This is a genomic window from Paenarthrobacter sp. 10N417 (assembly GCF_056394745.1).
This window is the reverse complement of record NZ_JBFTIL010000004.1, coordinates 258408-270905: the sequence shown is the minus strand read 5'-3', so window position 1 is coordinate 270905 and position 12498 is coordinate 258408. Positions and strand designations below refer to the sequence as shown.

The following is a 12498-nucleotide window of genomic DNA, read 5'->3' as shown; positions in this document are numbered from 1 at the left end:
GATACCGGAACCCATCATGGCGGGGTCAGTGCGTCAGGACCCAGGACTGCCCGGATGTTCCATTCCAAATGGGCTCGAATGTCGAACTCGGGTCCGTGCTGCCACTGGAATTGCAAACCTTCCCAGCACGCGAGGAGAACGCGGGCTGCCACGTGCGCATCTATGTCAGCCGGTACCTTGCCTTCGCCCTGCAGGCGTTCAATATCGGTCGCTATGACTTGCAGGGATCGGGCCATTCGCTCTTGGAAGTAGGGGTTCGCGGGGTTTTCCCGGTCGACGGCGGCGCCCGCCATTTCCGCATAAAGAAGCGGGATGTGGGGGCGGCGAACACCTACTTCCGCACGACGGCCCATATCCGCGATAGCTCCGGCCTCATGACCAACGCTGCGGATGTTCTCGTCGTCAAACTGCTTCAAGGCAGAGATCCACAGACTTTCCTTGGTGGGGAAATGGTAGAAGACGGTCGGCTCGCTGGCCCCGGCCATATTTGCGACCTCGGAAACCGTGACATTCCGATGCCCCTTGGCCTGCACAAGATTGAGCGCCGCCGCGCTGAGCGCTTCCCGGCGCTTGTTCGACTTTGCGTACTCTCCCCGCTTTTCCGCCATATCAAGTCCTTTCGTGAAAACTATTGATTCGTTTCAAACCTTAACGCTATCCTCTAATCAGAAATTATAGTTGACTCAGAATTCGGGTCCAAGCGTCGAGGAGGCAAAGATGCCCAAACACCGCCAACCGTTTAAAGTGACACGCCCTGGCCAGATATCGTTTGACGACCTGCGTGGGGTACGCGCATGAAAATCAACCGGCGCAGCATCGTGTGCCGTCATAATCCCGTCCTCACGCAGGCGCACGCTACCAACACGCTGAGCGTGGGCAACGGCGACGTTGCCATGACCGTGGACATTTCCGGGCTGCAGACTTTTCCGGCGTTTCACGAACTCCGGCCGGATCCACTGCGGATTGCCGACGACGGCAGCAAGGGCCTGCCTGAACAGCAGATACGGCCCTTTAACGTGGACGACTTCCAAATCCCCCTTCGCACTCAATCGAGCTGGGGCTGGTACAGCACCCGAAGCGAACAGGAATTTTCTCTGGAAGATGCCACCACCATGCACCAAACCCCCAGGGGCCCGGTACCCTACCTGGATCGAATGGGGCTGCAACGCGCCGCCGATCCAATTCCCGACGAACTGAGCGCAAGTGCCTGGTTCGCCTTCAACCCCAGAAGAATGCATCTGGGCCGCCTCGCGCTGGATGCAACCGAGGCAGGTCCCCGGATAGTCCATCCGAACGAACTGGAGGGCGCACAAACTGAACTCGACTTGTGGTCCGGCACAGTACATGCCGGATATCACCTCCAAGGCGTACCTGTCGAAGTGGCCACCACGGCTCATCCCACAGCCCAGTGTTTCGCCACGAGAATCAGATCAGAACTGCTGCGAAGCGGACTGGCAGTGTCCTGGATCTTCGACCCCCAGCGCGATGACTTGGCCCCGTTCGAACTCCCGTTGGCCGAGAGCGTGGGTTGGGAAGAGACATCACCCGGGACATGGCTGGCCCGCAGAGTTGTGGAATCCACAACCTACGAAGTCCGAGTGGAGACAACGGGTACGTTATGCCTGCTCGACGGCGGGAGCCGCGTGATGGCAGTTACCAGTGAGGACGAGCTCGAAGTCGTCGTTACCCTACAGCCCGTTCCGGGGCTTCAACCGACTGACTCTCCACGCACTTTTGAGGCAGTCAGTACCGCCGCCGCTTCTGCATGGGAGGACTACTGGCTGAGCGGTGCCGCCGTAAGCTTCGACGGAAGCACAGACGCAGGCGCGACGGAGCTTGAACGCCGGGTTGTGCTGTCCCAGTACCTCCTGGCGGTGAATAGCGCTGGAGGGACGCCCCCTGCAGAAACAGGGTTGAGTTACAACACCTGGTGCGGGAAGTTCCACCTCGAAATGCATTGGTGGCATGGCGCCCACTTCCCGTTGTGGGGGCGCGGGGCACTCCTTGAACGTAGCCTCGGCTGGTACCACACTGCCCTCCCGGCTGCTCAGGAAACGGCCAGCCGCCAAGGATACAAGGGTGCCCGTTGGCCGAAGCAAACAGACCCGTCAGCGCGGGAATCGCCCAGTCACATCGGCGTGTTCCTCATATGGCAGCAGCCCCATCTGATCCACCTGCTCGAACTTCTGTACAGCGAGGGCCGCGAACAAGGATTCCTCGAGGAGCATTACAGGCTTGTTGAAGCGACAGCCGACTTCATGGCCGACTTCGTTGAAGAGCATGACGGAACCTTTATCCTGCCACCGCCGCTGATCCCTGCCCAGGAAAGCTACCTCGTTGACCGGGGCACCAACACAGATCCAACCTTCGAGCTCGCCTACTGGTCGTGGGCGCTGAACGCTGCGAATGAATGGCGGCAACGGCTGAACCTGCCGATTCGTGAGGACTGGGACCTTATCGGTCGGCGCATGCATCAACCCCGGTTGATGCCCGACGGAACGTACGCTGCCTTGGCGACTCCGCCATACCTGCTGCGCAAAGACCATCCCTCCATGCTGATGGCCCTTGGCTGGTTGCCCGACACGGACATTATTGATCCCGGGGCCATGCGCGCAACCCTTGACTCCGTGTGGCTGAATTGGGACCTTCAATCCACCTGGGGCTGGGACTATCCCGTCATGTCCATGTCGGCAGCACGGCTGGGAGACATGGAGAGGGCAATTCAGGCACTGCTTCTGCCGTCGCCGAAGAACCAGTTCCTCGTCAATGGGCACAATCCCCAGATCCCGGGCTTCCTCACTCTTTACCTTCCTGCCAACGGTGGCCTCCTGGCTGCGATAGCCCATCTGGCCCTTGCTGTTGATCGTGGAGCAGCACTCCCAACAGGTTGGCGACTCGCCGCGGAGGGTTTCAACACTCTGCCCCGCTTCAGCGGATACGCCGTTTCCCCTCATCCAAGCCGCTAGAACCACGCTTTTTCCTTCCATTACCAATGAGAGAGGCAGCTATGCGCTCCGCGTTCTCCACCACCCCGTGGTACGGCGGTGACTACAACCCCGAACAGTGGCCCGAATCGATATGGCCTGAAGACGTTCGCCTGATGAAGGCTGCAGGAGTCAATCTCGCAACTGTTGGCGTTTTCTCCTGGGCCATGCTGGAGCCGAAAGAGAACCAGTACGATTTCGAGTGGCTCGACCGGGCCTTGGACAACCTCCACGCTGGGAACATCCGCGTCGATCTTGCAACGGCGACGGCTTCCCCTCCGCCATGGTTTTCCTTGGCCTATCCTGAGTCACTTCCGGTGACAGCCGACGGCGTCCGCTTGGCCCCGGGCTCACGCCAGACATACTGCCCGAGCTCGCCAGCCTACCGTTCAGCTGCGGGACGGCTCGCACGAAAGCTTGCCGAGCGGTATGGTCAGCATCCTGCGCTGGCCCTATGGCATATCAACAACGAGTACGGATGCCATGTGGCCCGCTGCTATTGCGACGAATCGGCGGCAGCCTTCCGACGCTGGCTTGAAAAGAAATACGTCGACGTCGACGGACTCAACCATGCGTGGGGCACAGCCTTCTGGTCCCAGCGATATGGGTCCTTCGCCGAGGTCTTGCCTCCGCGGACGACAGCAGCCTTCGCAAACCCCACCCAACTGCTCGACTTTGACCGTTTCAGCTCGGACGAACTGCTCGAGTGCTTTCTTGCCGAGAAAGCCATCCTGCGCGAAGTAACGCCGGACATACCTGTGACCACCAACTTCATGGGTGTCTTCCGCGGTGCGGACTACTGGCAATGGGCGCAACACGTCGATGTCATTTCGGATGATCTGTACCCCGATCCTGCAGACCCTGACGCGCCCCTCGGCGCAGCCATGGCGCGCGATCTTATGCGGTCCTTGGGCAGGGGCAAGCCGTGGATCCTGATGGAACAGTCCACCGGCGCTGTTATCACCCGGCCAGAGAACGCTCCCAAGGCGCCGGGGCAGATGCGGGCATTGTCCTACCAGGCCATGGCCCGTGGAGCCGACGGAATTCTCTTCTTCCAGTGGCGCCAATCCGCAGCTGGCGCAGAGAAATTCCACTCAGCGATGCTGCCCCATTCCGGGACCGACACGCGGATCTGGCGGGAAGTAGCCCAGCTCGGGCATGAGCTGGGCAGACTCCCCCAGCTCATGGGCAAACACGTCCCCGCCCAGGCGGCGATCGTTTTCGATTGGAACAGTTGGTGGGCCTTGGAGCAGCGCGGGCAACCAGTCGAATCCAGCTATCTCGCCCTCGTAGCTCCTTGGCACGCAGCCATGACAAGGGCCGGCATTGTGGTCGATTTCGTTCGCGGCGATGAGGACCTCGCCGCATATCCCCTCATCATCGTCCCCAACCTCCTCGTAGCAACAGACGCCCAACTTGACGCTCTGGACAAGGCCGCCAACTCCGGATCGACCGTTTTCGTCACAGCCCAATCGGCGATCCTCGATGAGTCCCTGCATGTCCGGCTGAACGGCTATCTTGGCAAGCTGCAGCAGACCCTGGGGGTGTGGATCGAAGAGTTCGTACCCCTTGCGGCTGCATGGCAGCGACCCGGCTCCATCCCGGTTCGGCCGGACGCGACCATCCCTCCAACTGTAGAAGTTCTCGGTGAGGTATTTCCCGGCGGCCGCGCCACGGGTCTTGGATGGAGTGAAGCGGTACGAATCCTCGACGCAGAGGTCAAGGCGCACTTCGGACAAGGCCACCTTGAGGGAATGCCTGCCCTCACGCGTCGATCCACGGGGAACGGCGCAGCGTGGTATTTGGCCACCCGTCTGGAACCCCGCGCGATGACGAATCTGGTCCACACACTGCTCGCCGAGGCAGGCATCGCATTCGACGCGGCTACGGAGATACCTGACGGAACGGGATGGGTTGAGACCGTCCGGCGCGGCGAAGTTACCTTCCTGATCAACCATGGCTCCGTTCCTGTGTCTCTCACCGCCAGAGGCAGAGACCTGCTAAGCGGAAGCCCGACAGCTGGAATGGTCCTTGAGGCGCAAGGTGTGGCGGTTATCGAGCACCAAGCGATCACACCCAGCGCGTACGTCGGACCATCTTCGGCACTGCGGGAGCAACCAACGTGCCTATGAAATTAGCTGCACGCCTGTTCCGCCATTCAGGAGGCCCGGCACCTCCGCTCCGCCAAGGCCATCCTGACTCGTTCCTTGAACAACAGAATCCAAAACTCCCCAGATCCTTACGTCCTTTTCAAAGGTGAGAATCCATGCGTAAAAACAGCAGTACCCCAGCAAGTCCGGCAGCCGTCCGGCGTCGGGCTGTTACCGTCGGCGCCGTTGCAGTAGCCGCTTCACTCTTCCTCCAGGGCTGTTCCGCCGGCGGCGGTTCAACGAGCGCGTCCGGTGACAGCTCTGGTGCCGTTGAGTTGACCTTCCTTAACCAATCCCGTGGACAGGAAGCGGCCCTGAATCAGCTAGCGGAGCAGTATTCCAAGGAGAAGGGCATCAAAATCACGGTTGATTCGCCCGGCCCGACAGATTATCTGCCCAAGCTGCAAGCAAAGGCACAGTCGAAATCGATGCCTGATATCTACTCCTCATTCAATGCAACGGACATGGCGCCCTTCTACAAGGCCGGCTGGGCGATGAACCTTGAATCCGAGTTGCAGGGAGACTGGGGTAAGAACTTCAGCCCCGCCGTGATCAAGATGTCTACGTTCGCAGATGGGAATAACCTGGGTGTTCCCGCCGGAATCTACACGGCGCATTGGGAAACCCAGACGTACGGGCTCCTCCTGGACCCGGCAGCGACGGGCGTCGACCCCAAGGCCCTGCCAAAGACATCCAGTGAACTCATCTCAAAGCTCGCCGCGGCCAACAAGAACGGCCAGGGTACCTTCTCTGTCGCCGCCTCGCTGACGCCCCAGCTGATCCAGGGTTTCGCCTCAAACTGGCTGACGGACGACGAGATCTCCGCGACGTTTGACGGTAAGGCCAGCTGGAAGTCCGACGGGTGGCGCAATGCCTTCCAACTGCTCGTGGATTTGAAAAAGGCCGGCGTTATTGCCAACGGCTCCCTGACAGGCGGCCAAAATGACAACCCCACCGTGGAAGGATCATTCTTCAGCAAGCATGAAGTCGGCGCCATTTTCGACGCCTCCCCTGGCGTCTCGGTCGGATTCAAGACCGCCCCGGACTACAACAGCTTCATCTCTTTGACCGTTCCACCGGCCGCCAATGGCAAGCTCGCACCCCGTTCACCGGGCCTTCCTGGAAAGGGCGCAGTCATCAACCCGAAGGGCAAGCACCCCAAGGAAGCACTTGAGTTCGTCAAGTGGCTTACTGCCCCCGCACAACAGAAGGTGTTCGCTGAAGTGGGTCGCATCATGCCATCGAACCCTGAGCTCCTGGCCAGCGGGACGCTGTCGCCCCAACTTTCCGGATTCGGGGCAGGTGTTAAGGACATGCAGGTTCTGCCGAACACCATCAAGACCAACGTGAACACCGCTATCATTCGGGATGCACAGGGCCTTGTCCTCGGCGAGCTGACGATCGACCAGGTCCTGGATGACCTGCAGGCTGCCCAGGATAAGAGCTGATGTCCCCCCAACTCGCAACATCTGCCTCGCGGCGCTCCTTCGGGGCGCCGCGACGCAGAGGCAGCGCGCGCAAGACGCTGCTCGGGCTATTGTTCCTCTCCCCCGCAATCGTTCTGATCGCTACGTTCACCATCACTCCGTTCGCCCAAGCCATCCTGCTCAGTTTCCAGAGCTGGGACGGTGTCAGCCCGGACACGCCCTTTATCGGCTGGAAGAATTACGAGTCAGTGTTCAAGAACGAAGCGTTCTGGGCATCGATGCAAAACGTCGCAGTCTTCGCTCTGGTCGGTTTCTTCATCGGTAACGGTCTCGCGATCGCCATGGCCGTGGCAGTGAACAAAGTGGTACGAGGTAAAACCTTCTTCCGGACAGTCTTCTATCTTCCCGGAGTCCTCTCGGTCGTCGTCGTTGGTTTGATCTTTACGTCGCTCTTCTCACCGCAATCCGGAGTCCTCAATCGTTTGCTCGAGATCGTGGGACTCGGCGCCTTCCAGCAGAACTGGCTCGGCGATCCTGCCCTGGCGTTGCCATCGGTCATTGCGGTGTTCATCTGGTTCCACTGGGGCTTCGGATTCCTGCTTTTCCTCGCAGGACTCCAGGACATTCCCTCGGAACTTTACGAGGCTGCGGAATTGGACGGGGCCAGGGCGTGGTCGAAATTCCGGTACATCACCTGGCCGCAGCTTGCGCCTGTCACTACCATCGTCAGCTTGCTCACCCTCCTGGCGGCACTGCAGGTCTTTGGCACCGTCCAGGTGCTGACGAACGGAGGACCGGGCTATCACACCATGGTTCCGACCCTTCAAATTTATGCTGAAGCCTTTACCAACCACGAGTACGGCAGCGCCGCCGCCATGTCGGTTGTCTTCGGCGGTGCCCTCGTGCTGCTCTCTCTGATTCAGCTTGCCGTCTCAACCAGGCGGTCCCGAGCATGAGGACACATCAATCAGTCGAAAGAAGCCTCTGATGTCATTGAAGAACACTGAAGTCGCCGAACATCGAACCCGCATATCTGACGCAACTGCACTGCAGGATCATCGCGTGCGCTTCCGGAGGAGTCGAATCCGGCCTGACAAAATCGGTCTGTACGGCCTGCTGATAGTTGCTGCGCTCATAGCGCTCTTCCCCCTCCTCTGGATGGTTTCCGGCTCCCTCCAATCGTTGGAGGAGTTACTTGCGGGAAAAAGCCTCGTGCCCCTTGATGCGCATTGGGAAAACTACGTCACGGCCTGGGTGCAGGGCGACCTGGGAATGTACCTGGTCAACAGCATTACGTATACGTTGGCCGCCGTGGCGGGAATTCTCGTGGCATCGAGCATGGCCGGCTACGCCCTGGCCCGCATGGAGTTCCGGGGCAAGAGCATCTTCACAGTGGTGATTCTCGCCGTCATGATTATCCCGGCCCCGGCTATGTTCCTCGCCCAATACCGGTTGCTGACCGACTTCGGGCTCACGAACAGCCGGGTAGGTTACGTCCTGATCCTCATCACCTCAGGTGTTCCCATGGCCACATTGATCATGCGCAGCTTCTTCGCCAGCCAGCCCAAGGATCTTGAGGAAGCGGCGGCTCTTGATGGCGCTTCCTCCCTCAGGATCTTCGCCAGCGTTATCCTCCCCTTGGCCAAGCCGGGCCTGGCGGCAGTAGCTGTAATCCAGGGACTGGCCGCATGGAACGAGTACCTCATGGCCCTCGTTCTCTTCGACGACAATTCACTCATGCCCATACAGCGAGGCCTGACCAGCTTCGATTCGGCAGAAACACCGCAACAACAAATCCTCCTGGCTGCAACTGCGATATCGATTGTTCCTGTCATAATCTTCTATCTGCTGGCGCAGCGGCACATCGTCAAAGGAATCGGGGCAGGCGCCATCAAATAATCAAAGCAGGGAACGACGGCGGCGTGCTGGCGGCAGCCTTGAGGCTGAACCCTTCGCGTTCCGCTTGCGTACGGGTGATGGCGATGCCTGCGGAGAGTAGTTTGCGGGCCGCCATATGGTCCGCGGCGTTGTTGACCGATTCCACAGCCGCGAGGATGCCCTCCCTGAAGCAGAGGACGGAGAATTTTGCTTCGCTCTGGTCCCCCAGGATCAGGAGGTCGTCATCCGGTTGTGGAACGCCTGCCATCTGCAGCTTGTAGGGGCCCTGGGTGGACCAAAACCACGGGAGTGCCTCGTAGGGGCTTCCTGTTCCCAGGATTGTACGTGCCGCGTGACGTCCCTGGTCGGTGGCGTTTTGGACGGACTCGAGGCGCAAATTGCCCAAGGAATGCGCGCTGGGGAAATTCGCGCAGTCGCCGATTGCCAGAACGGCGGGGTCTGTTGTGCGGAGCGTTTCGTCGACGACGATTCCGTTGCTGGTTTCGATTCCGCTGTCGCGAGCCAAGGTGTCGTTGGGCTGCACGCCAATGCCGACCAGGACCAGATCTGCCGGGTAGGAGACCCCTGAGGTGGAGACTGCGGCTCCTACCCGCCCATCAGCGCCAGGCTCGAAGCGGTCGATACCTTCATCGAGGCGCAAGTTTATGCCCCGGGAGCGAAGGGCTCCTGCGAACCATTCGCTCATGACCGGAGTCAGTGCCCTTCCCATTGGACGTGGAGCGAATTCCAGCACGGTGACGTTGCAGCCGTATGCCAAGGCTGCCGCAGCAAATTCGAGTCCGATAAATCCGGCGCCGATGATCACGATGTTGCGGGCGCTGGGCAGCGCCAAGTTCAATGCTTCTGCATCCGACAGGGTTTTCAAACCATGGATGCCGGGCAGGAGGGCGCCCGGGCAGTTCAGCATCCTGTTTCTGGCGCCGGTTGCGAAAACAAGGTGGTCGTAGTCCAGTACGCCTTCGGTGATTTTCACCATGCCTTCGGTCCGGTCGACGGCCAGTGCCCGGACCCCTGCATGAAGGGAGATGCGCTTATCGAGGAAGAAGGATGGGCCTCGCAGCGGCAAGGGGGCCGCCTCCTTGCCCGGGGCGAGGTAGTCCTTTGACAGCGGGGGGCGCTGGTAGGGCAGACCGGATTCCTCGGCTATGACGTCGATGTTGCCCTCGTACCCTTCCAAGCGCAGCGCGTCGGCGACCTGCAGGCCTGCCTGACCGCCACCAATGATGACAACGTTCATGTCACTGTCCCCCGCTTCTAGAGCTGGCCTGCAGGGACGTCGACGACAATCTCCGACACGTCTGCATCGATGGTGATCTGGCACGCCAGCCGGGAGCTGTCCATTCGCTCCGCGGTGGCGCAGTCCAGCATTTCGTCTTCGTCATCGCTGATGTCCGGGAGCGCTTGCGCATATTCCGGGCGGACGTAGACGTGGCAGGTGGCGCACATGGCCTGGCCTCCACATTCGCCGATGATGCCGTCGACGCCGTTGTTGACAGCAGCGCGCATCAGGGTAGTGCCTGCCTCGACCTGGAGGGTTTGTTGGGTGCCGTTGGGCTGGGTGTAGGTGACGCTGGGCATCGTTGCTCCTTTTGGTAATGGGTAGTTGGGTTAGTTCCAGGTGACGGGCAGGCTGGTCAGTCCGCGGAAGACCCAGCCATCCCAGCTTTCACTCCGTCGCTTGTCCACGCGCAGGCCCGGAAAGCGCTCGTAGGCCATCGGCACCGCGATCTGGCCAATGGAGGTCTTCGCCGCCCAGTGCCCGGCGCAGAGGTGGACGCCGCTTCCGAATGCCAGGTGGGGGCGCTTGGGCCGATTGATATCGAATTCTGCAGCTGAAGCGCCGAAGTGGCCCGCGTCATGGTTGGCAGATGCCACGACGACGCCGATCCCAGCACCGGCGGGAATACGGACGCCTTCGAGGACAGTTTCCCGTGTTGTTTCCCGGGGGTACATTCCGATAGGTGACTGCCATCTGACCGCCTCATCAAACACTGATGCCCACAAAGCCGGATCGGCAAGGACCTGCTCGCGCTGACCGACGTGAGTGCTCAGGGCCCACACCATGTTGGTGAYCATGTGCTGCGGCTCGTTCATACCACCGGAAATGGTCAGTTTGACGTTGGCAGCAACATTGGCGGTGGGGAGGCCGCTGTTGGCGAATGCGGAAACCATCGAGGCGTCCGGGTTCTGCCGGTAATAGGGGATGAGTTCCTCCAGCAAACGGTCGGCCTCGGCGGTGGCGGCATCACACCTGTCCCAGATCGACTGATCATCCAAAACATTTCCCATGCCGGCGATGAAGTCGTGGGACCAGCGCCGCACCTGCTCCACGGAAACGTCCTTCAATCCCAGGAGGTCAATGAGATTCTGCGATGCCACGGGGGCTGCGTAATCCCGGTTCAGATCCGCTTGGTCCGGCCCCAGTTCGGCGACTCTCTGAAGGTAGGTCTCGGCGTTACGCTCAAAAACCGGTCCCCAGACTTCCTTGATGGACTTGGGACGAAGAACAGGATTTACAGGCGCCCGGTCTGCGGCGTGCTCCGGGTCGTCTTTGCGCAACATTGGCCGGGCGCCGATCGCCCGGGTCATCGTTGCACCCGAAACGTTAGCGCTGAACAGCTCCTGATCCTGTTCAACCGTGTGGCAACCGGCGTAACTCGTCACCAGGAACTTGTTAAGCTGCGGAACCCACGCCACCGGAGACTCCGCCCGGAGCCGGGCATAAGTCGGGTATGGACTAGTTGAAAGGGCGGCTACGTCAACCCAATCAGCCACCGGGTAGTCAACGGCATCCGGTGAAACGGTTGCAGGCTCCTCTCCCCCGCTGCCGCGAACCGGGTCTGCTGTCGTATGGGTAATCACTGAGTTCCCGTGGAACGGGCACTCGCCCGCTTGTGTCGTCATGGCTTGCTCCTACTGGCACGTCATTGTGTACCCGGTGCTACTGGTACGTCCTCGTGTAATCAGTGTCACGGCAAAGCATTCTCCAGTAAACTGCGGATATCAGCAGAAGTAATTCGATTTCTTAGGAATAGGGACTCAAGTGCCGAAGTTCACCTTTAGACAGCTCGAACTGTTCGCCGCGCTCCCCGACCACAGCACCTTGGGGTCAGCAGCACAACAGCTGCACATCTCCGAATCGGCGCTCTCTCATGCCATCAGTGAGCTGGAGGCAGCACTGGGGGAACAGCTGTGCATTCGCAGGAAAGCCAAGGGAATGCACCTGACACCCACCGGACGCCACTTCGCAACGCGGGCCCGGGAATTGCTTCGGGAAGCCAGCGCGCTGGCCGAGGGGTTGGGAGAGCTTCGTGGCGAGCTCAAGGGACCAGTGTCACTGGGCTGTTACACGGGCCTGGCAAGCAACGTGCTCCCGGCCGTCCTCGAGGGCATGGCAAAGCTTCACCCAAACGTTGAAATCAGTATCACGGTGGGGGATCATGCAGACCTTCTTCCCGCTCTGGAAGACGGAAGCCTGGACACTGCGATCGTCTATGACATCGGCCTGCCCGCGGACATAGAGCGCAAGGTCATCTACGAAACCGAAGTCATGGCCGTCCTGGGCGCCGACGATCCTCTGGCCTTGGAGGAGGAAATTGAACTGGAAGCTTTGGCTACCAAGCCGCTCATCATGCTCAACACGGCACCCAGCACCGAATATACGCAGTTGATGTTCTCCCAGCGCGGACTCAAACCCCATCTCGGCGCGGTAGTACCGCAAATCGATCTTGTGCGGGCAATGGTCGGGCGGGGACTCGGATACAGCCTCCTGATGTCAAGACCCAACCAGATCCCCGTCTCGAGCGAAGGCAAAGGGCTCGTCACCAGGCACCTCCGCCCCCGCGCCGGCCAAACCTCCGTCGTCGCGGTGTGGCCAAAGGAAGCGGCGCTCACGAACCGGGCCAAGGCGCTGGTGCAATACGCCGTCGAAATCCTGGATGCATCGCACCCGGAGTAAAGCGGTGACGGGACGTCGCTGGCTGGCGAATCAGCTTCTGGACCGCTTTGACGTAAGGGCCCAAGCACGACGACGAGCCG

General features: G+C 60.4%; 10 protein-coding genes. 6 read left to right on the top strand and 4 right to left on the bottom strand.

Annotation, left to right across the window (positions count from 1 at the left end; all coding sequences use genetic code 11):
- Positions 1 to 14: 14 nt before the first annotated feature.
- Positions 15 to 608, bottom strand: coding sequence for a TetR/AcrR family transcriptional regulator (locus AC1DCM_RS07205; RefSeq protein WP_442005110.1), 594 nt, complete (start codon positions 606 to 608; stop codon positions 15 to 17).
- A 186-nt stretch (positions 609 to 794) separates the two neighbouring features.
- Here AC1DCM_RS07205 and AC1DCM_RS07200 point away from each other — a divergent pair, with 186 nt between their 5' ends.
- The 5 genes from AC1DCM_RS07200 to AC1DCM_RS07180 all read left to right on the top strand — a co-directional run bounded on the left by AC1DCM_RS07200 (position 795) and on the right by AC1DCM_RS07180 (position 8460).
- Positions 795 to 2966: a hypothetical protein gene (locus tag AC1DCM_RS07200; protein WP_477517781.1), complete on the top strand. Its 2172-nt coding sequence runs from the start codon at positions 795 to 797 to the stop codon at positions 2964 to 2966.
- 41 nt (positions 2967 to 3007) lie between these two features.
- Positions 3008 to 5116 carry a beta-galactosidase gene (locus AC1DCM_RS07195; protein ID WP_477517780.1) on the top strand — a complete coding sequence of 703 codons (2109 nt, stop codon included), beginning with the start codon at positions 3008 to 3010 and terminating at the stop codon, positions 5114 to 5116.
- Positions 5117 to 5250: 134 nt separating this feature from the next.
- A complete protein-coding gene (locus tag AC1DCM_RS07190; RefSeq protein WP_477517779.1) occupies positions 5251 to 6582 on the top strand; it encodes an ABC transporter substrate-binding protein in 1332 nt (443 codons plus the stop codon).
- On the top strand, positions 6582 to 7517 hold the full coding sequence (locus tag AC1DCM_RS07185) for a carbohydrate ABC transporter permease (RefSeq protein ID WP_442015741.1): 936 nt from the start codon (positions 6582 to 6584) through the stop codon (positions 7515 to 7517). The genes AC1DCM_RS07190 and AC1DCM_RS07185 overlap by 1 nt, the downstream gene beginning before the upstream one ends.
- Before the next feature lie 31 nt (positions 7518 to 7548).
- Entirely contained in the window at positions 7549 to 8460 is a 912-nt protein-coding gene (locus AC1DCM_RS07180; RefSeq protein ID WP_477517778.1) for a carbohydrate ABC transporter permease, read from the top strand.
- On the opposite strand, the gene AC1DCM_RS07175 is transcribed toward AC1DCM_RS07180, so the two are convergent.
- The 3 genes from AC1DCM_RS07175 to AC1DCM_RS07165 are packed head-to-tail and all read right to left on the bottom strand — an operon-like array spanning position 8453 to position 11364.
- The gene (locus tag AC1DCM_RS07175; protein WP_477517777.1) at positions 8453 to 9697 is read right to left on the bottom strand and encodes an NAD(P)/FAD-dependent oxidoreductase; all 1245 of its coding nucleotides are present in this window, start codon (positions 9695 to 9697) and stop codon (positions 8453 to 8455) included. The genes AC1DCM_RS07180 and AC1DCM_RS07175 overlap by 8 nt on opposite strands.
- A 17-nt stretch (positions 9698 to 9714) precedes the next feature.
- Positions 9715 to 10038, bottom strand: a complete 324-nt coding sequence (locus tag AC1DCM_RS07170) for a 2Fe-2S iron-sulfur cluster-binding protein (protein ID WP_477517776.1) — start codon at positions 10036 to 10038, stop codon at positions 9715 to 9717.
- Between the two features lie 30 nt (positions 10039 to 10068).
- On the bottom strand, positions 10069 to 11364 hold the full coding sequence (locus tag AC1DCM_RS07165) for a cytochrome P450 (RefSeq protein WP_477517775.1): 1296 nt from the start codon (positions 11362 to 11364) through the stop codon (positions 10069 to 10071).
- Positions 11365 to 11503: 139 nt separating this feature from the next.
- Here AC1DCM_RS07165 and AC1DCM_RS07160 point away from each other — a divergent pair, with 139 nt between their 5' ends.
- Positions 11504 to 12418, top strand: a complete 915-nt coding sequence (locus AC1DCM_RS07160) for a LysR substrate-binding domain-containing protein (protein ID WP_477517774.1) — start codon at positions 11504 to 11506, stop codon at positions 12416 to 12418.
- Positions 12419 to 12498 lie beyond the last annotated feature (80 nt).